The 23626-nt window shown below is 40.0% G+C and carries 16 protein-coding genes and 1 tRNA gene; 13 read left to right on the top strand and 4 right to left on the bottom strand.

Translation table 11 applies throughout. From position 1 onward, the window contains the following. Positions 1–20 precede the first annotated feature (20 nt). The 7 genes from LLF28_00595 to LLF28_00565 all read left to right on the top strand — a co-directional run bounded on the left by LLF28_00595 (position 21) and on the right by LLF28_00565 (position 7020). Positions 21–1049, top strand: coding sequence for a rod shape-determining protein (locus tag LLF28_00595; GenBank protein ID MCE5193950.1), 1029 nt, complete (start codon positions 21–23; stop codon positions 1047–1049). Then, complete coding sequence (gene mreC / locus LLF28_00590) at positions 1049–1831, top strand: rod shape-determining protein MreC (protein ID MCE5193949.1); 783 nt, start codon at positions 1049–1051, stop codon at positions 1829–1831. Before LLF28_00595 ends, mreC begins: the two co-directional genes overlap by 1 nt. Beyond that, entirely contained in the window at positions 1828–2277 is a 450-nt protein-coding gene (locus tag LLF28_00585) for a hypothetical protein (GenBank protein MCE5193948.1), read from the top strand. The genes mreC and LLF28_00585 overlap by 4 nt, the downstream gene beginning before the upstream one ends. Further along, the gene (mrdA, locus tag LLF28_00580; GenBank protein ID MCE5193947.1) at positions 2270–4027 is read left to right on the top strand and encodes a penicillin-binding protein 2; all 1758 of its coding nucleotides are present in this window, start codon (positions 2270–2272) and stop codon (positions 4025–4027) included. The genes LLF28_00585 and mrdA overlap by 8 nt, the downstream gene beginning before the upstream one ends. A 12-nt stretch (positions 4028–4039) precedes the next feature. Continuing rightward, a complete protein-coding gene (rodA, locus tag LLF28_00575; protein ID MCE5193946.1) occupies positions 4040–5158 on the top strand; it encodes a rod shape-determining protein RodA in 1119 nt (372 codons plus the stop codon). Positions 5159–5295: 137 nt separating this feature from the next. Next, positions 5296–5372: transfer RNA gene (locus LLF28_00570), tRNA-Met, on the top strand. A 274-nt stretch (positions 5373–5646) separates the two neighbouring features. Next, positions 5647–7020, top strand: coding sequence for a hypothetical protein (locus LLF28_00565; protein ID MCE5193945.1), 1374 nt, complete (start codon positions 5647–5649; stop codon positions 7018–7020). A 14-nt stretch (positions 7021–7034) separates the two neighbouring features. Here LLF28_00565 and typA read toward each other — a convergent pair whose 3' ends face one another. From typA to LLF28_00545, 4 genes are all read right to left on the bottom strand, one after another. After that, the gene (gene typA / locus LLF28_00560) at positions 7035–8843 is read right to left on the bottom strand and encodes a translational GTPase TypA (GenBank protein MCE5193944.1); all 1809 of its coding nucleotides are present in this window, start codon (positions 8841–8843) and stop codon (positions 7035–7037) included. A gap of 196 nt (positions 8844–9039) precedes the next feature. Then, positions 9040–9678: a peptidylprolyl isomerase gene (locus LLF28_00555; GenBank protein MCE5193943.1), complete on the bottom strand. Its 639-nt coding sequence runs from the start codon at positions 9676–9678 to the stop codon at positions 9040–9042. A gap of 97 nt (positions 9679–9775) precedes the next feature. Then, entirely contained in the window at positions 9776–10141 is a 366-nt protein-coding gene (locus LLF28_00550) for a hypothetical protein (GenBank protein ID MCE5193942.1), read from the bottom strand. Between the two features lie 7 nt (positions 10142–10148). Then, positions 10149–11447 carry a tyrosine-type recombinase/integrase gene (locus tag LLF28_00545; protein MCE5193941.1) on the bottom strand — a complete coding sequence of 433 codons (1299 nt, stop codon included), beginning with the start codon at positions 11445–11447 and terminating at the stop codon, positions 10149–10151. Between the two features lie 514 nt (positions 11448–11961). Here LLF28_00545 and LLF28_00540 point away from each other — a divergent pair. From LLF28_00540 to LLF28_00515, 6 genes are all read left to right on the top strand, one after another. Next, on the top strand, positions 11962–14925 hold the full coding sequence (locus LLF28_00540; protein ID MCE5193940.1) for a DEAD/DEAH box helicase family protein: 2964 nt from the start codon (positions 11962–11964) through the stop codon (positions 14923–14925). A gap of 27 nt (positions 14926–14952) precedes the next feature. Continuing rightward, on the top strand, positions 14953–18903 hold the full coding sequence (locus LLF28_00535; protein ID MCE5193939.1) for an Eco57I restriction-modification methylase domain-containing protein: 3951 nt from the start codon (positions 14953–14955) through the stop codon (positions 18901–18903). A gap of 5 nt (positions 18904–18908) precedes the next feature. Then, positions 18909–20771, top strand: coding sequence for an ATP-dependent helicase (locus tag LLF28_00530; protein MCE5193938.1), 1863 nt, complete (start codon positions 18909–18911; stop codon positions 20769–20771). Further along, positions 20768–21589 carry a three-Cys-motif partner protein TcmP gene (locus tag LLF28_00525; protein MCE5193937.1) on the top strand — a complete coding sequence of 274 codons (822 nt, stop codon included), beginning with the start codon at positions 20768–20770 and terminating at the stop codon, positions 21587–21589. The genes LLF28_00530 and LLF28_00525 overlap by 4 nt, the downstream gene beginning before the upstream one ends. Beyond that, positions 21589–22740 carry a hypothetical protein gene (locus LLF28_00520; GenBank protein MCE5193936.1) on the top strand — a complete coding sequence of 384 codons (1152 nt, stop codon included), beginning with the start codon at positions 21589–21591 and terminating at the stop codon, positions 22738–22740. Before LLF28_00525 ends, LLF28_00520 begins: the two co-directional genes overlap by 1 nt. Positions 22741–22747: 7 nt before the next feature. Next, positions 22748–23626, top strand: an 879-nt coding sequence (locus tag LLF28_00515; protein MCE5193935.1) for a serine/threonine protein kinase, incomplete at its 3' end; no start/stop codon positions are given.

The following is a 23626-nucleotide window of genomic DNA, read 5'->3' as shown; positions in this document are numbered from 1 at the left end:
TTTTCAGATAAGGAGATAAAATGTTTTTTAATAATGTACTCGGATGGTTTTCGAATGATCTTGCAATAGACCTTGGCACAGCAAACACATTGGTATTCGCCAAAGGCAAGGGAATAGTCTGTGACGAACCTTCAGTTGTAGTTATAAGAAAAGATACAAAAAAAACCATAGCAGTCGGTGTTGATGCGAAAAAAATGCTTGGAAAAACTCCATCAAACATAATGGCAATAAGGCCTATGAAAGACGGTGTTATTGCAGACTTTGACGCTACTGGAGAAATGCTTAAGTATTTTATTGCGAAAGTTCATAACCGCCACAGCTTTGTATCACCCAGAGTAATAATTGGTGTTCCTTCAGGAATCACACAGGTAGAACAAAGAGCTGTAAAAGATGCTGCGCAGGCATCAGGCGCACGCGAGGTCTATCTTATAGAAGAACCAATGGCAGCAGCAATCGGAGTTGGTCTGCCGATAGGAGAACCTTCAGGGAATATGATTGTTGACGTAGGAGGAGGGACAACTGACATAGCTGTAATATCTCTCGAAGGCATTGTATACAGCAAGGCTGTAAGAGTTGGCGGCGATAAGATGGATGAATCAATAATCTCATACATGAAACGCAGATACAATCTGATGATAGGCGACAGGACCGCAGAACAGATAAAGATGGAGATAGGTTCCGCATTTCCGTCCAGCGGAGAAACACGCGAGACAGAAATAAAGGGCAGAGACATAATAACAGGAATTCCAAAAACCATACTGATAACAGAGGACGAAATAAGAGAGGCGTTGAGCGAACCCGTGACAATAATAATGGATACAATAAAAGTTTCACTCGAAAATACCCCTCCAGAGCTTGCAGCAGACATAGTTGACAGAGGGATTGTACTTGCTGGAGGCGGAGCTCTATTGAAAGGGCTAGATCTGCTCATCAAGGAAGAGACAGGGCTTCCTGTTATTGTTGCAGATGATCCCCTTACTGCTGTTGTAAGAGGATGCGGTAAAATGCTTGATGAAATCGAACTCCTGAAAAAAATATCAATTAACTGATGTCTAAAAAAAGAATTGCGCTCGTTGCTTCCATTATTCTTTTCTCATTCGTACTGATGACATATCAGACAAGAATGGGAGGAATCAATCCGCTTAAAATAATAAGTTATCCTGTCAACTATGCAAATGAAATAATCAGTTCTGTTTCTTTGGACATAAAAGATTTTTTTAGGAAACTGAAGCTGACTGGCGAGGAAAATAAAAAATTAAAAGAACAAATTGACGCGCTCCTCATAGAGGAGCAAGGATACCAGGAGATACTGCTTGAAAATTTCAGACTGAGAGAGATCCTTAATCTTAAAAAAACCGAAAAAAGATCTGTTGCTGTTGCAAAGGTTATTGCAAAAGGAAGCAACAGATGGGTTAATACGCTCGTTATAAATAAAGGCACTGCGCACGGGATAGAAAAAGATATGATAGTGATAACGCCGGAAGGGCTTGCAGGAAAAATAATCTCTTCCACTGAATCATATTCATCCATATTGCTTTTAAACGATATTAATTTTTCAGTATCAGTAAGACTTGAAGACAGCAGAGTTGAAGGGATACTTTCAGGCACAGGGTCGAAAACATGCGTATTGAAATACATTTCTCATGAGATTGAGGCAGCTGAAAATGATACGGTTATAACCTCGGGGCTCGACGGGATTTTTCCTCCAGGCATACCTGTAGGAACAGTCACAAAAATTTCAAAAAACAGTCCAGGACTTTTTCAGGATATAACAGTCATTCCGTTCCAGGACAACTCCAAGCTTGAAGAGGTGTTGGTAGTAAAAAAATGAGAATAATCTTCAGCCTCTGCGCAATTATCCTTGTATATGTTTTTGAAAGCCGTATAACAATACTAGATGTATCGCCAAATCTTTCTGCAGCCATAGCATACTTCTTTGGGCTGAGAAATGGAGAGACAAAAGGGATTTTTCTCGGCTCTTTTGTGGGACTTCTGGGCGATACGCTCACTGGAAACTTTCTAGGCCCGAATATTTTAAGTAAAGGGCTGGTTGGATTCTTTGCATCATTTCTATCAGGCAGTTTTTTCAGGTGGACACCAGTTCTGGGAATAGCAGGCATTTCAGTCCTCACAGCAATTGATGGGATTGTTGTTTTTATAACAATGTCCGCATTTCAATACACTCCAACATCAATTGTTAATGCAGGTTCAATAATACTTATATCCTCAGGAATTAATTCCATACTAGGGTTACTGCTGCGACCAAGACATGGATAACACATCAAGACAAAGAATCATTATATCTGCTTTTATTATTTGCGGTCTTTTTTTCTTCTCTGTTGTAAAACTGTGGCAGCTTCAGATAATACAGGGCAGTGAATACAAAAAAATATCCATAGAAAATATGATCCGCATTATCAGATCACCTGCGCCGCGCGGAATAATCTATGACAGAAACGGCATCCCCCTTGTTAAGAATACGCCTTATTTTTGCGCTTTGCTTATGCCCGAACATCTCGAGAAAATAGACATTTCTACTCTTGCGCAAATCCTTAGCATGGATAGTGACGATATCAATTATATTATTGATAAGAGCAGTCTCAGTCCTTTTGAACCAATAAAAATAAAAGAAAGGCTTACATTCAAAGAAGTAGCTTCACTAGAAGCAAGACGTTCTGATTTCCCAGGGCTTGTCATATCAACAGAAATGAGCAGAGAGTATTTGTACGGAAATGTCGGAGCGCATGTCATAGGTTATCTTGGGAAACTGAACCAGCAGCAGGCAAATGATCCTGAATACAAGGAAGTTCCCCAGGATGCATTCATCGGGCAGTGGGGAGCAGAGCATCTTTTTGATAAGACACTAAGAGGCAGCGCAGGAGAAAAAATAATTGAGATTGATGCTCTTGGCAGAGAAATAAGGCTTCTACAGGAAAAAGCTCCTGTAAAAGGCGAAGACTTAAATCTCAGCATTGACATTAATGTACAGAAATCAACTGAGGACGCTTTTGAAGGCAAGGCAGGTGCAATGGTTGCTATGAAACCTGACACAGGAGAGATACTTGCTCTTGTGAGCAGGCCATCTTTTGACCCGAATATATTTGCAAAAGGGATCTCATTCAAAGAATGGCTGGCCTTGAATCAGGATAAAAAAGTTCCGATGCTTAACAGGGCGCTTCAGAGCCAGTATCCTCCTGGATCAACTTTTAAGATAATTACAGCAATAGCCGCGCTCAGCGAAAAGGTTATAACTCCAGAAACAAAAGTCACATGCACAGGAGGAATTAAATACGGCAGCTGGGAATTTGGATGTTGGAAAAAAGGAGGACACGGAACCATATCTTTTCACCGAGCTATTGTTGAATCATGCGATGTTTATTTTTATGAAGCTGGAAAGCGTGTCGGCATAGACAAGATTGCAGAGTATGCAAAAAAACTCGGACTTGGCAGCCCTACAGGTCTGCCTTTAGTAAAAGAAAGGCCTGGCCTTATCCCAGACACCAAATGGAAATATGAAAATAAAAAACAGCCATGGTATCTTGGAGAAACATTCCATTCGTCTATCGGCCAGGGATATGTAGCTGCAACTCCGATACAGATGGCTCAGTTAATGAGCATTGTTGCCAATGGCGGATATATTTATAAACCAACCATACTCAAAATGGAAAAACCCCCTGAACAGGTACCATCTATTGGAATAAGTCAGAAAATCCTGGAACTTGTAAAAAGCGCTTTATATGGCGCTGTTTCTGAAGGAGGAGGAACTGGCGGAGCTGCAAAATCATCACTCATAAGTGTAGGTGGAAAAACAGGAACTGCACAGGTGGTTGGCATTAAAAAAAGCTCAAGCAGTCTTCCTGAGAAATACAGAGACCATGCATGGTTTGTTGCATTTGCTCCTGTTGAAAAACCTGAGATTGCCCTTTGTGTATTCGTAGAACACGGCGGTCACGGAGGCGGAGCAGCAGCTCCAATTGCCAAGCGTGCAATAGAGAGTCTATACAAAGAAAATAAGATTAAAAAATAGAGGCATATCTCAATGCAGATAGACAGAAGATTAATTAAAAATTTCGACTGGGTAAGTTTTTCCATAGTGCTTATGCTTTCAATAATAAGCATCATGACAATATTCAGCACAACCCGCGCAGTTATTCCAGGCGAAGAAACCAGCTTCTACATAAGACAGATCATCTGGCTGATAATAGGAATTGCAATACTCTTCCTTATCGTATCCTTTGATTACATATGGCTTAGCAGATATGCATACCCATTATATATTATCGGCATATTGCTTCTTATTTCTGTTCTTATTGCAGGCAAGGTCGGCATGGGTGCAAAGAGGTGGCTTTATCTGGGTTTCTTCTCATTCCAGCCTTCTGAATTTTTTAGAATTATCTTCGTTATTTTTATCGCAAGGTATTTTATTGGCATATCTGAAAACATGGGACTCTATTCTTTGTTTAGTATTTTTATAATATTCGTATTTATCCCTCTCATAATGATATTGAAGCAGCCAGATCTCGGGACAGCGCTCATGATCCTTATAATCTTTCTCTCTCTAAGCCTTATAAAGGGGTTGCAGAAAAAAGTTGTAACGTTTCTTCTCATTGTAAGCATTGTATCAATTCCTTTTATTGGGAATATCGTATGGGATGGCTTGAAAGACTATCAGAAAAACAGGCTTGTTGCATTCATTGACCCTGATATTGATCCCGCAGGTATCGGCTATCATATAAATCAGTCAAAGGTTGCAATCGGCTCGGGTGGATTTGCAGGCAAAGGCTATATGCAGGGAACTCAAGGGCCTTTCAGATTTCTTCCTGAAAAACATACTGACTTTATCTTTGCTGCATTTGCAGAGGAATGGGGATTTATCGGATGTTTTTTATTGCTTTTGCTTTATCTGGCTTTCATACTTCGAGGCATTGACACTGCAATCAAGGCAAAGGATGAATTCGGCAGGCTGCTTGCTGTTGGGATAACATTTATGTTCACGGTTTATATAATAATCAATATAGGAATGACACTCGGATTAATGCCTGTTGTCGGCATCCCCCTTCCATTTATGAGTTACGGCGGCACAGCGCTTCTTTCAAACTTTATTGCTGCAGGCCTTCTTATAAATGTCCGCACAAGACGCTTTGAACTCTTTTACTAACTGAAAAAGTTAAGAAAAATATTCGACATAGAAGTACAGGCATTGCTCGGGCTGAGTATACTTCTTTAAAAATCTTTCACATCAGCAGTTGTCATTAGAAACGCCACTTTGATATAATTCATCTCTGCTTTAAACCAGGCGGTGTAGCTCAGTTGGTTAGAGCATGCGGCTCATATCCGCAGTGTCCGGGGTTCAAATCCCTGCACCGCCACCAATATCTCGATAGCATTACTGGAAATCTTAGCAGTCAATTCATCTTTTTAATTCAATTCTCCTATTCGTTATTCAAACATTCTCCTTGTAAACCTGGAAAAAATTCTCTATACTTTTCATTAATTCAATCACTTTTATTTTAATGAACAAATTTTGCAAAAAATAATATGAAAAACAAATTAATTTTAAAAACTTTTATCTTTATTTTAGTTTTGACTTTTTCTTTTATTCCTAATATCTCCGCAGAAGATAAGAATCAGGAATTGCTTCAACAGATGGAGGATTTAAAAAAAGCGGCTGAGGAGATGAAGAAAGCAATGGAACAAATGGGAATAGGCTTGCCTAAAACCCCTCAGGAAAAAGTTGACATAGTGATAGAAAATACAAACAGGGCATATCGCGATCTTATGGCAGGGTTAAGTAGAATTGAACCTAAAGAAGGTTTGGTGATCCCTGTTCTTATGGCTACAAGAATCAAGGGATATGTTATTGTCAGCGGAAAAGATTATGATCCTCTAAGACATGGCTGGAGGCCATTTGAGCTAGAGTATAAAATAAGAGAAGACTTTATCGGATGGATGATAATCACTGATTATTATGATACCAAGGCTCGGCGTTTCACAGGCAAGAAAACATACATGATAGGTTCTGTCTCCACTGACATTAAAGTAATGTCTCAAAAAGGAAAACAATGCGTGGAAACCGACCATCTTCTTCCTCCAACTTGTAAAGAGTGGCAACAAATCACAACACATGATATTGACAAGGGTGATGTATATCCTGCTATGCACGATTGGACAATACTGGCTGACTCTGATGAAAAAAAGATAACTATTGAAGTTGAATCACCTGGCATTTATTTTCATTCTCCTGATAAACAGGCTGGCAGATCGCTTGGCTGTTTTGGAACTAAGATTGAAAGAACTATGGAAGAATTTAAAAAAGATATGGAGGCTCACAAACTGAGTGTGGCAAAAAAAGTCGGTGTTGTTTCAGGCGGCACTCCGAGATGTGATATAGGCTCTGAGATCGAACTGAATATGGAATTATGCGATCCGAAAAACTTTGCTGATATTGATAAATGCAAACAAACAGAACTGCTTCTTGAAGACCTGAAGGTGATATTAAAGATCCGCGATGCATTCAAAGACATGGCTCCAGGAGCAAAAGACGTGGCCCATCTTCTGGATCTGGTGGGTCTTGAGATAAAAACCGCATACCCCGGCATGGATATACAGAATGAGGAATTTCTAGCAAGATACAGCGCTTCATATAATATATGCACAGGCGAGACAGTGATCCCTGACACATGCAAAGAATGCGCACCAAGCCCCTTATGTAAGTGGCGGAAAAAAGGACTTGAGATACACGAACAAATTCATGACAGCGATATTCAAAATAATCCAAAGATCAGGCAGCTATTCTGCGATACCCAATATCAGCTTGAAAACTTTCCTGATGTGAATTTCTGGGAACGCCTGCTGGCAAAGACATATGCAAAGATGGACTATGATGCTTACAATGAACAGGCAAAATATCTCAGGGATATTATTCAGGAACAGCTAAGCGGGAATGTTGACTGTACATTCAAGCCGGAATTTTTCTCAGAATTCCAAGAGGCTATCAGCAAAATAGATAAGAACAGATAAAAATAAAAGTCTTTTTACTCTTTCTTTGCCTTTGGTCTTTTGTTTACATCCAGAATTTTTTTCCTCAGACGTATTGACCCCGGTGTTACTTCAACGAGTTCGTCATCACGAATGAACTCGATTGCTTGCTCAAGGCTCATGAGATGGGGCGGAATAAGCTGGAGCGATTCATCAGAACCAGATGCCCTCATGTTAGTGAGTTTCTTTTCCTTTGTGACATTCACATCAAGGTCATTGTCCCTCGAGTTCTCGCCTATGATCATTCCTTCATATACAGAAGTATTGTCATTTATAAACAGCACGCCTCTCGGCTGCAGATGAAAAAGTGCATATGTTGTTGATCTGCCTGTTCTGTCAGAGACCAGCGCACCTGTCTGGCGTTTTGTTATCAGTCCCTGCCACGGTTCATATCCGTCAAAGAGATGATTAAGAAGTCCCGTTCCTCTTGTGTCAGTCAAAAACTGCGAGCGAAATCCAATTAGACCGCGAGAAGGGATTCTGAATTCGAGCCTCACCCTGCCAAAACCGTTGTTCTGCATCTTCTGCATTTTCCCGCGTCTCATACCGATCTGCTGTGTAACAACCCCGACAAATTCTTCAGGAATATCTATAACCAGAAGTTCCATCGGCTCATGCATAACGCCGTTTATTTTCTTGGTTATAATCTCAGGCATCGAGACTGCAAGTTCGTATCCTTCACGCCGCATCATCTCTATAATGATCGCAAGCTGAAGTTCTCCCCTGCCCATTACTGTGAATGCATCTGTATCAGAAAAATCAACTTTTATCGCAACATTATAAAGAAGCTCTTTTTCGAGTCTCTCTCTCAGATTTCTTGATGTAACGTATTTGCCTTCCTTGCCTGCAAATGGAGATGTGTTTACCATAAAGACTATTGCAATTGTTGGCTCGTCAATTTTTATTCTTGGCAAAGGCATTGGAGTTTCAGCGCTTGTGATCGTATCCCCGATCGTAACGCCCGGCAATCCTGAAAGAGCAACAATGTCACCGGCGTATGCTTCTTTGACATCAGCGCGATTAAGCCCCTTAAAAGCATAGAGCCCTGTAATCTTAGTGCGCTCTATTGTTTCATCAGACTTTATCATTGCTACCTGATCAGCTGTCTTGACTCTGCCTGAGAATATCCTGCCGATTGCGAGTCTTCCTACATAATCGTCATAGTCAATGTTTGTTACGAGTATCTGGAGCACTTCATCGCCTTTCTCCTCTGGCGCTGGGATTGTGCTTAGTATTGTCTCGAACAAAGGCTTGAGGTCTTCTGATGGATCGTCAAGCTCGCGCTTTGCCATGCCTGTTTTGGCATTTGTGTAGATTATAGGGAATTCAAGCTGGTCTTCAACAGCATCAAGGTCTATGAAAAGATCATACACTTCATTAAGCACTTCCTGTATTCTCGCATCCGGTCTGTCTATCTTGTTTACAACTAGAATTGGAACCAGCTTTAACTCAAGGGCTTTTTTAAGAACAAATCTTGTCTGGGGCAGAGGGCCTTCTGATGCATCAACGAGCAGAAGAACTCCATCCACCATCTTCAGGGTTCTTTCTACCTCGCCTCCGAAATCAGCGTGTCCCGGTGTGTCAACAATATTTATCTTTACGCCATTGTATTCAACCGCTGTATTTTTTGCCATGATAGTAATGCCTCTTTCTTTTTCAAGGTCATTGCTGTCCATGACGCGTTCTTCAATTTTCTCATTTGCACGGAATATCCCTGCCTGTCTTAACATTCCGTCAACAAGCGTAGTTTTTCCGTGGTCAACATGTGCGATTATCGCAATGTTGCGGATATTTTCACGTTTCATTATAAAACTCCTCTTTCTGATTCTGCTTTGATGCGAATCCGGTCATATTAGGCAATGCCACATGGTGGGACAATGCTGATGTGTATATAATAATCCATCTAAGGCAATAAAAGCCAGCTGACCATTTTTAAATAAGAAAAAAATCATCCAGAACAGAGACAAAATCTCGATCTATGCAAAAAAACCAGTCTTGCAATTATTTCTCTACAATGCTTACCTTTATATCTATTCTATCCAGCGGATTATCTCTTGCATCTCTTGGCTGATTCACGATTTTATCGACAACATCCATTCCTGATACAACTTCACCGAATGCAGTATATTGTCTATCAAGGAAAAACGCATCAGCAGCGCAGATAAAAAACTGTGAGCCGGCGCTGTCAGGATGTCCAGACCTTGCCATAGAAAGAACACCTTTTTTATGCTGCTTGTCGTTAAACTCTGCCTTCACAGTATATCCCGGTCCTCCCATTCCGTGAGTTGATTTGTCAGGATTTTTAGAATTAGGATCTCCACCCTGGATCATAAATCCTGGGATGACTCTATGAAATGTTGTGCCGTCGTAAAATCCTTTTTTTGCAAGCGTGATAAAATTACTCACGTGATTTGGAGCTGCATCAGGGAAGAATCTGAGTTCTATTTTTCCTAATTTTGTCTCGATAATTGCCTTTGTCTCAATCATTTTTTTCTCCTTTGAAGTAACTGTCTTGTTTTCTGAAGAAACAACTGCCTTGTCTTTAGTAGAATCAACTGTCTTATTTTTTATTCCAAAATAAACATAAACACCAGCCGTTATTATTAATACTGTCAACAGAGCTATTTTAAAAAATTTCATCAATCCTCCGTTTTTTAATTGCAAAAATTTAAAGTCATTAAGTTTAAGATTTTATCTTAAAACTTTCAACTGTTAATTTGAAAACTGAAGAATAATTCTACTTAAATCCCTTCTGTACTTTGCGAATCCTGTCTGCAAGTTGTCTTATTGCATCAATCATGGACACGCCTTTATGCATCTGGCTTTTTACGAATGACGCCTTGGATAAAATATTTACCACATGATCATGTGAGTCATGTATGAGACAGACATTCTTGCCTTCAGCAATCTGCTGTGTTATGCAGCTTTCAATCTGCTCTGGCGTGAATTCCTTTGCAAGAGCGCGTATCTCTTTTATCTGGCTTGCATCTTTTTTCTTATGTCCGTGGCTGTCAGGCATCTTCAATTTTTGGCGGGAGCGCGTGGGAATCGAACCCGCACACGCTACTTGCAACTCATTGATATATATAGATAATATTACCACTTAGAAATCATTGTTGACGGTCTGTTGACGATTTTCTCTTGGCTGCCTTTATATTAACCACCTCCGCAGGTTTTCTCAATGACAGCTTTGAAATGGCTAACCTCTTATTTTCTATCTCTATATCGTCGGCATGATTGTATACATTCTCGGTTATCTTTTCTGAGCTGTGCCCTACGAGTTTGCTGATCTCGCTGACAGGAAGACCAGCTTTTCTCAACTGAGTAACGAATGAATGACGAGACACATCATATAACCTGACTTCCTGAGGTATATTCAGCTTTGAACGAACGCTCACAAAAATATTTTGGAAAGCGTCTATCATGTAAGGTCCGCCAGTCTTCGGTTTAACAAAGATGAAAGCTTCGGGATGGTTCTTAACTCTTTTTTTGAAAAAATCGACCATCTCAGGATGTATAGCGATTGAGTAGGGTTTAGATTTTTTCCCTTTTCGACGCAACCTAAGAGTATTTCTTGAATATGTAGACTTGATAGTTATGCTCAGGGTTTCAATATTTACATCTGCTACTCGGAGCGCCCTGGCTTCCCCAGGTCTACATCCGTGAAGCATGAGAAACCTTACGATCTCCCTATCCTCTTTGCCTTCAATTGCATCCAGAATACTCATCTGATCTTCAGGCTTAAACCAAACATAATGAAAGGGTTTCTCATTCAATATAATCTCTTCCATCCTTCTTTCTACCTCTTTTTCTGTCGGGAAGTCAGGCACAGCGTTGATTAGTTGCCGTTCTTCTTTCAAATACATCATGAATGTCTTGAAGTTTGCAAAGTTATTAAGGACGGTCTTAGACTTAAGCGGTACAGCTCGCACATTTTTCTCATTCTTTAGAAACTCAAGGTATTTGACAACATCGTCCTTTCTCATTTCTCTGACATCTGAATTGCCGAAATGCTGCTTGGCTCTTTCTACCTGTTTCTTATATCCCGAGTGATATGAAGGTGCTATCGATTTCAACTTGTCCTGTAGGAATTCCTTAAGTAGGGTTGATGCATAAAATTTTCTTCCTTCAGCGGCTACATACTTCGTTGGGTCAAAAATGTGCTGGTCAACTTCATGTCTGATATTTGAGAGCAAATCAGTGGCTCTCCGATAAGTATCTAAAGGCTGACTTTGCTTGTCAGAGCATATACGGGTACGCTGCCCTTTCCAGTGCATATCTATGACAAACTTCCTAGGAACAGTCTGACAGTCAGGACAAATATAGCCGATTTTTATAATGTGATGGAAAGCCTTAAAACACTTGGGGCACTTACTTTCTCTTGAAGTTGGACGTATGGTTCCATTCATCTTCTCATCCTCACGCTCAAAAGAAGATAAGCGATACTTTAGATATTTGTCAAGGCTATGCACTGGTTTGTGAATCTTTATTTCAATTGAAATTACGACCCGTGAAGGCCTCCCGAAGTCTGCAACGATTTAGAGGCTCAATAACTGCGAAGTACCTCTCCGAGTAAATAGATTTGAGCACTCGGAACGGTTATTTATTTCTCACAGAAGTCAACAGCCAAGAGCATACCGAGCATTCTGCGGAGTACAAGCGGAAATCGATACATAATCACATCTAAATCTTCGCGCCTCCGATGTTCTTGTTTCTCGCTTTGCAACGAATGCGAGCTTCAGCAACTCACGGACAATCTCCTTGAAGCGACAGTTTAATCCTTGAAAAAATGCTATGAACCTGATACTTTAATCCATGTCTGAAAAAGAGGCAGGAAGACATAAACCAATCACAGACCTTACCTTTTTTACAAACGAGCTAAATGCAATTTCCCTTTATAGATTCAAAAAAACCTGAAAATTTATGAATGGCCCTCAATTACGTAATATCTTCGTCCCCCCATTCCATCAAAAAGTCCTTGCCCACGAACTTACACTAAAGCGCCCGTCTCATGAATTAAAAAAACTTAGTCAAAGCCTTGCGTCTTCCGCAGTTGATCTTAACCCTCATCAGATAGAAGCAGCTCTATTCGCTTTTAACAGTCCCCTTTCAAGAGGCGCAATACTTTGTGATGAAGTGGGGTTGGGCAAAACAATCGAGGCAGGGTTGATTATAAGTCAGCTATGGGCAGAGGGGAGAAGAAAGATCATCATTGTTGTGCCTGCATCCCTTCGGAAGCAATGGCAGAATGAGCTTATAGAAAAGTTCGATATCCAGAGTGTAATTGTAGACGGTCTTGAATATAAGATAATAAAGAAGGAAGGCAACTACAATCCTTTTGACAGGGAGAACCTTATTGTTATTGTTTCACTTCCTTTTGCCTTTTCTAAAAGATTTGAAATAAAAGCTATTGCCAAATGGGACTTGATCGTAATAGATGAGGCCCACAGGCTGAGAAATGTCTATAAGAAAGGAAATAAAACAGCACAAGGCTTGAAAGAACTATTTGAGAACCAGCCAAAGGTACTTCTTACTGCAACTCCTCTCCAGAACTCCCTTATGGAACTCTACGGACTGACAAGTTTCGTTGATGATAAACTCCTTGGCACAGATTATTCTTTTAAAAGTAAATTCATGAGCGATAGGCGGGGGCTTGAGGTGGACAATCTCGATGAACTCAAGTCCAGGCTGTCTGCCCTCTATATAAGAACACTCAGAAAGCAGGTACAGGAGTATATTCCATATACAAACCGAATTAGCATGGTGGAAGACTTTACCCCTTCAGATGAGGAATACAGGCTTTACGAAATGGTATCAGAATATCTGCAAAGGCCTGAAGTGGCCGCGATAAAACACAGTCAGCGTGCTCTCATGGTTCTGATATATAGGAAAATTCTTGCAAGCTCAAGCTTTGCTATTGCACAGACCCTCGAAAGTCTTATAGGCAATCTTGACAGGCAAATAAAGGGGCTTCAGCCTGAATCGGTAGAGAGTTTTATTAAAGACGTTGACGGCTATGAAGAAGAATTAGAAGAGATTGCAAAGCAGGAAAACGGCGAAGCCATAGAAAATGACAGCGAAGTGCCTGAAGAAAAAGAAGCAGATTTTACGCCTGAAGAGATCGAAGCTGAAAAACAGGAATTAGTCGGTTTTAAAAATCTTGCGAAATGCATCAATAAGAACTCAAAAGGCGAAGCGCTGATTATTGCCCTCAGAAAAGCATTTGAACATAATAAGAAGATGGGGTGGCCTGAAAAGGCGGTTATCTTTACAGAATCAAGAAGGACGCAGCAGTATATTTTTCATTTGCTCTTGGATGCCGGCTATAAAGACAGAATAACCCTTTTCAGCGGAACCAATGAGGGTCCGATTGGCAGGCGCGCGTATGAGCGATGGCTGAAAGAAAGGGTCCGGCATGATAAAGAACTCAGACTCTCTAAAGATGCTTCTATCCGGGAAGCCCTCATTCATGAATTCAGAAATCACACCAACATACTTATCGCTACAGAAGCAGGGGCAGAAGGCATCAATCTTCAGTTCTGTAATGTTGTAGTCAACTACGACCTTCCATGGAATCCGCAGAGGATAGAACAAAGGATAGGCCGCTGCCATAGATACGGACAGAAGCATGATGTTGTTGTCCTGAACTTCCTAAATAGAAAAAATGCCGCAGATAATCGCGTATTTGAATTGCTTGATAAAAAACTCAGGCTCTTTGACGGTGTATTCGGAGTTTCGGATGAAGTTTTGGGAGTTATAGGCTCAGGTGTGGATTTTGAGAAACGCATTCTCGATATATATCAATCGTGCCGTACAGCGGAAGAAATAAATAAGGCTTTTGATGCTTTGCAGTCTGAGTTGGCAGAGCAGATTAAAGAGACCATGCTTCATGCAAGGTCAAAACTTCTTGAAAATTTTGATGATGAGGTAAGGGCAAGGCTCAGAACAAGAAACGAGGAGATAAAGAAGGAGCTTACAGCATTTGACGTGATGCTTTTAAAGTTCATATGCAGCAGTCTTAACGTAAATGATTACAAATATGAAGACAGCACATATTATTTCGATATTCCCTCTTTCCCGCCGTGGATTATCATGAATATGCCCGGGGATGTTATGCCCGGAACCTTTTATATTGGAAAGGGAAAGGGCGAAAAGGAATCAGCTGCAAGACTTCATCTCGGACATCCTCTTGTAAGGACTGCGATCAGGGCAGCTAAAGAACTCCCTACTGAAAAGACATGTTCTGTAACGCTTGCTTATTCAGCAGCAGGTCACAAGATTTCGCCCTTAGAGCATCTTCTTGGCAAGTCAGGTTATTGCATGTCCTATAAGCTCTCATTCAAGGGACTGGAGGAAGAAGACCATTTAAGTCATCTGTTTTTTATCAGGGAAGATGAGCGATGGGAAGCTCTTTCCAATGATCTCTGTGAAAAAATGATGACAGTAACAGCTTTTGAGTGCAAAGACATAAAGCATGAAGTACCCCCATCTGAATTAGTGGATAGCGCCTTAAAGACTTTTACTGATGAGCTATTGAAGGAAATCGGCCTCCGTAATGAAGATTACTTTGAAAGGGAAATGGATAAACTGGAGACCTATTCTGAAGAAGCAGTTCTAAAAATGCAGGATGATTTAAAGAAGCTTGAGGATGCATGGAAAGAGGCAAAGAAGAAGAGACAGAAATCTCTGTCGTTTGAAGAGCGCATGTCTGCAAGAAAAGAAGTTCAGCGGCTTGAACAGGAATATAGTAAAATGGTTGATAAAATAGCAGTTGAAAAGAAGAAGCTGTTTGAGGAAAAGAATCAGGAGTTAAAGAGCTTGGAGAAGAAATTGAAGATAAAGGTTGAGCGGGAGTTAATAGCTCAGGCAATATGGAGGATGGAGTAATGCCAGAACAGGCCAATCTCTTTTTTTTTGAACAATCAGAACCTTTTCTCAAAGAACTACCTTGAACATCGCCTGCCGAATACTGATTTATGGAAGGAACAAAAAGAAAAGGTCTCAGATGTTTTTGATGTTATAAAAAAGGCGTATAACGAGACTAAGACTTTAAAGCTTGGCCCGGGAGAAGAAGCAGGGCTTGAGGATAAATTCATAAGGCCGGTTCTTCAGGTTCTCGGTTACGAATGGGACGTACAGCCAACTACCAAAAGAGGGCTGAAAAAGAAAAGACCGGATTACGCCTTATTCAAGGATAAAGCTTCCCTTACAGATGCGCGGAATGAGAAAGATAATTTAGTTAGATTCTTCAAACATCCTGTAACTATTTTAGAAGCAAAGTACTGGCGCAGAAGACTCAATGATACAGAGCCGAAGGACACTCTCGACAAGCGAGACCCTACAGCGCAAACAGTAAAATATCTCGATGATGTGTACCATGCCTCTGAAAGCCGTATTCAATGGGCAATCCTCACCAATGGAAAACACTGGCGCCTATTCTATTACAAGGCGGCATCCCGCTCCGGCAATTTTTTTGAGATTGATCTTGAGGAAATAATCACAAGAAACGACAAAGAAAAGTTTCTCTATTTTTATCTTTTCTTTTCAAAAGATGCCTTTATCCCTGATTCAATTTCCGGAAAGACATGGCTTGACCAGCATCTAAAAGGGACTGAGGATTATGCCTCAAGAATAAGCACAAAACTGAAAGACCTTATTTTCGACAAGGTGTTTGAAGGTCTCGCAGAAGGTTTTGTTCATTACAGGATGTCTGAACTTTCAGCAACAAAAGAAACTGATGAAAGCAAAAAAGCTATTTTCAGAGGATGTCTCACCCTTCTTTATCGCCTGCTTTTTGTGCTTTATGCCGAAAGCAGAAATCTCCTGCCTGTTAATGAAGACCCTTACTACAGGGTAAGCCTTTCAAAGCTCAGGAGGGACATTAATAAAGATATTTCTGGCACAGGGCTTGATAAAATGAGTAAGAGGTCTTATACCTACTGGGCGAGGCTTCAAGGACTTTTTGACATTATTGCAAAAGGCGATCCTGCGCTGAATGTCCCTGTGTATAACGGCGGTTTGTTTGAAACCCCGAAGGATGGTTTTCTTTCAATTCATAAACTGCCCGACCCTTTTCTTGCAGATGCAATAGAACTTCTTACTGTTGACCATGAAAGCATACACACGCCTGATGCGCCTGCCTTTATTGACTATTCATCCCTCAGCGTCCGTCATCTCGGCGATATATATGAAGGCATACTGGAATTCCATATTCAGGTTGCAGAGGAAGACGTGGTTGAAATCAGGAAAGACGGGAAGTCTTTATGGGAGAAGGCATCAGCAATTAAAGAGGGGTTTAGGATTTACGGCAAAAGGACAAAAGGCGAGGTTTACATAGAAAACTCCAGGCATGAACGGAAGGCAACAGGTTCCTTTTACACGCCTCATTTCAGTGTCGAATATATCGTGGGCAATACAGTCGGGCCTGTGCTTGACGAAAAACTGAAAATCGCCGATGGGTTGCTGTCACTATTTGTCGGTATGCAAAAAAAGTCATTGAATAACCAATTGTCGGCGGATAGTATTCGGGGTTACAAAGCGAAGATCAGAGATCTTGAAGATGAGATATTCAAGACTGTCTTCGGTATCAAAGTCCTTGACCCTGCAATGGGGAGCGGACACTTTCTTGTGCACACAGTAGATTATATTTCTGACAGGATAGTCGCATTCCTTGCCGGTTATCCTGATAATCCTGTTATTAAAAAAATTGCAGAATTGCGGAATGAAATACTTGAAGAAATCAGTAAGCAGGGAGTAAAGATTGATGAGAGCAAACTGACAGAGGTCAATCTCATTAAGCGCATGGTAATGAAACGCTGCATCTACGGCGTTGACCTCAATGAAATGGCGGTAGAACTTGCGAAACTTTCGTTGTGGCTTGACTCCTTCACGCTTGGCGCGCCGCTGTCATTCCTCGATCATCATCTGAAATGCGGCAATAGTTTGATCGGGACCAATATTGACGCATTGGGAAAAGCTCTAACCGGACGGCTCTTTGCGATAAACCTTGAACCGCTAAAAAGGGCAATGAGAGATATGATTTTCGTTTCCGACTTGCCGGATGCGACTGTAGCGCAGGTGAAGGAGTCACATAAAAAATACGGCGATGCAAACAAAGGACTTGAAGGTTACAGAATTCTACTCGATATGCTCGTTGCAGACTACTTTGGAATTCCTGATGCGAAAAAGATGCTTGTGTCGGACTTCGACAAGATTGACCTTAATAACCTTCATGCCTCGATTGCAAAACTGCCTGATAAAGACAGGAAGCTGATAGAGAAAGTTGAGACGATTACTGAAGAAAAACGGTTCTTTCACTGGGAGATTGAGTTTTCAGAGGTATTTTACGAGCAGATGTCAGGTTATGAGCAGAAGGTTCAAATGAAAAACAATCCGGGTTTTGATTGCGTGGTAGGCAATCCGCCATGGGTATCACTAAAAGGACGTTTCCGTAAAAGCAATGAAAAGGATACAAATGAAATAGATTATCTTCACTGCACATATGGTTCTAATACTTATATGCCAAATTATTATGAAAATTTTGTGCTTTTGTCGACACTATTGCTAAAAGATAAAGGTAATGCATCATTCATTATCCCAGATAGACTTGCAACAAATATGTATTATTCTCTTACACGTAAAACTATTTTAAATAGGTGTATAGTTAGGTCATTGAATTACTCGGTTAAATTCCCTGGCGTTATAGCTGATTGCCTTATCTACGTATTCACCCGTGACAAACAAACAGGTCATAATTATGATGTTGCAATTACATCTAACTTTAATTTTCAACGCTTGGCAAATATATCAGAAGTTCAACCCGATGAATATGTTTTTCCAAGAAGTTATAGCCTAACGGCGCTGCCGATATTAATCAAATGCGAAAAAAATGGAATATACCCGCTTGGCACTGAAATTATGACTACATCTGGTTTTGGTGCATCTTCAGACAAAATTACGACTGAATTTGTAAATAAAAAACAAGTTCCGGTTCTTAAGGGAGATAATATTGACCGATATCAAATAGATGGTTGCTATTATAATGATTTTCAAGATAATCCAATTACAGGCAGAACATGTGATATGAATATTTTGAAGAAAAAACCTAAATTATTATTACGAAAAACAGGTTTGCAATTAATTGCTACCGTTGATAATAGCGGAACAATCGTGGAACAGTCTCTCTATTTTTTGTACGACAATAATACTGATTTTAATTTCTATTTTCTGCTGGCCTTGCTCAATTCAAAGTTATTAACCTTTTATTTCCAAGAAAAACTTATAACTAATAAGGAGTCAACTGCTCAAATAAAAAAAATGGATCTTGACAGGTTCCCTATTCCTCCCATCTCCTTCACTACCCCTGAAAAAGAGCGGAAGGAGTTTTTTAAAGAGGCTGTTAAGCTGCATGAACGTTCCAAATATGATGACATTGCAAAATGGACAGATTATGAATTTGCCATGGGCAGGAACGATACAGTCCATAACTTTATAGCCTATCTCGCAGAGCAGATGATCGAGATGAACAAGGCCAAGAACGAGGAGAGTAAGGGATTTTTAAAATGGCTTGAACGTGAAATCGGAGCCGGAATCGAAGACTTGAGCAATAAGACCGCAATCAAAGAATATCATGAGCATGATTTTGACCACTTCCTTGAAGTCCTCAAAAAGAACAAAAACAAACTCTCTATAGACCCATCAAGCCGAAAGACTCAGGAACTTCTTGAAAAACATTTCACAAAAAGCATGGCAGTGCTTGAGCCTTTGAAAGAAAAGATTAAGGCTACTGATGAGTTGATAGACGAAATTGTTTATAAGTTGTATGGATTGACGGATGAGGAGATTGAGATTGTGGAAGGGCATTAGTTAATATGGAAGATACCAATAATAACAGAAAATTTGATGAAATCTTAAATTCAACCGCAAAACAAATTTGTGTTATTGCTGGTCCCGGAAGCGGCAAGACGACTGGCATCTTAATTCCTAAAGCCAAACAAATTATTGCAGATTCAAGCATAGCACAAAAAAATGTTCTTCTTCTGACATTTTCGAGACTATCAGCGATTGACCTCCAGAATAAGGTTAAGAGTATAGAAAAAGTGCCAAAAGCCTCAACATTACATTCTTTCTGTTTATCTTTTTTATTGACTGAAGACAATCACGAGATTAGAAAACGGGTTAATTCAATAATAATGGATTTCGAAAAAAAGGTAATGATTTCCGATCTCAAATTAATATTAAAAAATGACAAGAAGAAACTGCGAGCCATGCTTGATGAATTTAGCGCAGGTTGGGCTATTAAACCGCATGATGAAGTATTTAATGAGGATGATGAAAAAAGACAATTTAAGGCAGCAATTCTAAATTGGCTTAGTGAACACGAAGCAGCCATGATGGAGGAAATCGCTTATCATGCTGTCGATTTAGCAACTAAGATAGATTCTGAATTTATTGCTGAACCTCAATATATTTTTGTTGATGAGTTTCAAGATTTGAATGAGTTAGAGCAGAGGTTTATTGAAATTCTGGCAAAATCATCGCAGCTTCTGATAGTAGTTGGTGATCCAGATCAATCTATCTACAGTTTTAAGTTCGCATATCCTGTCGGGATCACTAAATTTGCTGACAAGGAAAATACAGAAAATCATACACTACCTTTTTCTGGAAGATGCTCCACAAAAATACTCGATCTGGCAAATAAATTACTTATACAATTTGATCCGACAAGAAAAAAGTTAAAAACTCTTCCTAATGCTATAACTGGTGAAGTTCAACTCATTCAGAAACAATATCAAGATGAGGAGTTCGAAGAAATACTGACGCTAATTGATACGAGATTGAACTCAGATGCCTCGCCAAAAGATATTTTTATTCTGGTCCCTCGGAAAAAATTGGGCATAGATTTTGTAAAATTCGCCACTGCTAAGAAAGAAAACCACCATATGCTTGTGGATATTGTCTTTCGCTTTGCAGTTAAAGGCGCGTTCACAGATAGAGAAGCAGAAAGCGTATCGCTTTTAGGCATCATTGCGAACCCGGAGGGTTTACTGCATATTAGATCTTATTTAGGAGTGGGAGACGAGAATCATTTTGCAAATGAGATTAAGGTGATAAAAAAGAAATATGGCAGTCTTAAAAATGCAATTCAATCTGTAAATCCAAATGACTTTGATAAAAAGAGTAAAAGAGTTCGTCATGTATGCGAGAAAATAATCAGACTCAAAGAAATCATTGCTTTATACAAAAATGAAGTTCCTATCGAAAAGGTGATAAATGATTTATTCCCGGATTCTGTTGAAGAACTCTTAGATATTAGGCAAGTATTATTTTCTCTTAAAGAAGTCGATGATACGATCAAAAGTCTTTATTCAAAGTTTATTGACTACACAAGAACAATACATTTTGACAATAACGTAATCAAAGTAATGACGCTAATGGCTTCTAAAGGATTGGAGGCTGATCACGTTTTTATTTTAGGCTGTAATGATGGTAACATTCCTGGCAAAAATCGGTCAGCTCATTTAACAGACCATGAACACAAGCAAGAACAACGTCGTTTACTTTATGTCGGTATTACGAGAGCTAAAAAAACTTTAGCCATAAGTTGGAGCCGGGATCTTCCTTTCAGGCAATCAAAAGGCCATCACACTGCAAGTATAGGGACAGTTAAAAGAGACGGGAAAACCTATAGTAGAGTTGGTCTATCGGAATTTTTGCAGGATATCAGCTTATGAAAATCGATAAAATCGGTTCCTGGTCTGAGATAAAATTGGAAATTATCAAGAAGTACGCCAGTGCTTATACCAGTATCATGAGCAAACAGTCATGGTGCAAAGGATATATTTACATAGATGCATTTGCGGGGGCGGGAAAGCATATCAGCAGGAAAACTAGAAAGCTTGTCCCAGGGTCTCCTCTTAATGCTTTAAATGTGAAGCCGCCGTTTACAGAGTACCATTTCATTGATCTCGATGAGGAGCGTGCTGATGTGTTTAATGAGATTGCAAAAGAAAATCCGAGCGTACATTCCTACCATGGAGATTGCAACGACATTCTTATAAAAGACATTTTCCCAATATTTTTATATGAGTCTTTCAGGAGGGCATTGTGCATTCTTGATCCATATGGTCTTCAATTAAGGTGGGAAACGATTAAGGCTGCCGCCGAACTGAAAACAGTCGATATATTTATAAATTTTCCGATTATGGATATTAATCGAAATGTTTTGTTTGAGGATCCTGCAAAGGCAAAACCAGAAAATATTGAAAGGATGAATGCCTTCTGGGGCGATGAAAGCTGGAGACAACTTCTTTATAGAGAGCAAAAGACTCTTTTCGGGGAAACCCAACATGTAAGAGTTGAGGATTATCAGGCACTGGCAAAAGAGTTTTGCAGACGACTCAAAAAAGTCGGTTTCCAATATGTCCCTGAACCTATTTTAATGACAAATGGGAAAAATGGCCCTCTCTATTATCTTTGTTTTGCGTCACAAAAAAATGCTGCAAACGACATAGCAAGGGATATTTTCAAAAAATATAAAGGAATGAAGTAATGTCAAAGCATGTCTCTTATAAAACAGATAATCAAAGCATTAAGATGGAAATAAAAGAAAAAGCGGTGAGCTATGGACACGATTTCCTAAAGCAATCTCTTGTTTCTGAACTATGGGCAGTTCGCGGACACTGTGATGAATTGCGTGCCAAGAAGATTGCTAAACGATCAGGCTTATCATTGAAATGGTTTGATACCGCTCCTTCTTTAAACGGGGATAAAGGGTTGAAGAAGCTACAGGCTGAGAGGGGAGTGCTGCTTTTGAGAAACCGCACAAGCTCATTCATCGAACAATTTCAGCATCCAATCGGCAGGTGCTCGAAATTTTACAAATTAACAACTTATAACAACTGCAATTTCTGGTGTGAGTACTGCTATCTTTATCTCACTTTCCGCAATATGCCGATTTCAACTCACTTTGTAAACTATGACAAGATGTTTAAAGAAATAGTAAGCTTTGACAAATCGAAGATCCCTGATGTCTTGCGGGTCTTGAACCTTGGTGAATTGTGCGATCCACTGGCAGTTGAAAATGTCACGGGCTTTGCTGAAGAGCTTATCTCCTTTGTTGCAGAAGAAACTCAAAAAACAAGGCTGCTTTTCCTGACAAAGAGCGACCGTATAGATTCTCTTCTTGACTTGGACCACAAAAACAAGTCAATTATGTCATTTAGCGTCAATACAAATATGGTTTACCAGCAGCTTGAACATAGAACCGCTTCCCCTGAAGAAAGGTTAAAAGCGGCAGGGAAGTTGCAGCAGGCAGGATACGAGATACGCTTAAGAATAGACCCGGTTATTCTTTATTCAACATGGAAAAAGGATTACATTAATCTTGTAGAAAAGATATTCTCTTATGTCAAACCCGAACGAATTACTATAGGGGAATATCGTCCATCGAAAGGACTTGCCTCTCATATCAGTTCCCGTTTTCCAGAGTCTCCACTTTTAAAGATTAACTCCGGACTGATTAGCGAAGGAACTAAGCTCAGATACCCTGACGAACACCGCTTGGCGATGTTTAAAGTAATTGTCGACACCATAAAGAAACATGACAGGAAAGTAAAAGTTGCTCTCTGCAAAGAGGACATTAAAATTTGGAAAAGCCTTGACATGACGATAAATGGCTTGCAGTGCAATTGTTTAGGATAAACTTTAAATGCTTAACCCCGGCGATATTTTAGAAAATAAGTACCGCATAGACCAAGCGCTAAGCAGGGGCGGTTTTGGTCGTGTTTGGAAGGCATACGACACTATTCTTGAACGTGAAGTTGCAATTAAGGAGTTGATTGAGGTTAAGCAAGAGCAGATTGAAAGTTTTATCAAGGAAATGCAAACTCTTGCAAAGCTTGATTGTGAGAAAGTAATAAAGATTAATCAGGCTATCCCTTCAGAAAACAATTTTTTTCTTGTAATGGAATATTGTCCTTTAGGCAGCTTATGGAATCTTCTTAAAGCGGAAGGGAAGTTGCCGATAGAAAAAGCTGTAGAATATGCGATCGAAATATGCACAGGCCTTTCAATTATCCACAAAAATAAAATCGTGCATCATGACATAAAACCGTCAAATATTCTTCTCGGAAACGACGGGCATATTAAAATCAGCGATTTCGGGGTGGCTAATACCCGTCTTGGAACAATCCAATATCTTGCGCCTGATCAATTTAAAAGCGGAGCTAATCCTAAAGACCCGCGAACCGATATTTATGCTTTGGGAATTACTTTATACGAAATGCTGACAGGCGAAATGCCTTATAAGGGCGATGATGCGCAAATTATGAATGCCCATATATATGAGCAACCCTCTTTCCCTGCTTCTGTCCCGGACTGGATGTGTAATATTATTCTCAAGGCGATTGCAAAACAGCCTGACCTTCGTTTTCAGACTGCCGAAGAATTCAAGAAGGCTTTGGAGACTAAAAAGGCGCCCTCCATCCTTAAACCTGAAATGCTAACTGCTTCTATGTGGAATGCTGAGGCAGAGAAACAGATGAAAAAAAGACAATGGCGAAAAGCAATGACATATCTGGGAGAATCT

The organism is Nitrospiraceae bacterium (assembly GCA_021373015.1).
Lineage (GTDB): Bacteria > Nitrospirota > Thermodesulfovibrionia > Thermodesulfovibrionales > UBA1546 > JAJFTJ01.
The sequence above is the reverse complement of the archived record's forward strand: the minus strand, read 5'-3'. Positions and strand labels throughout refer to the sequence as shown.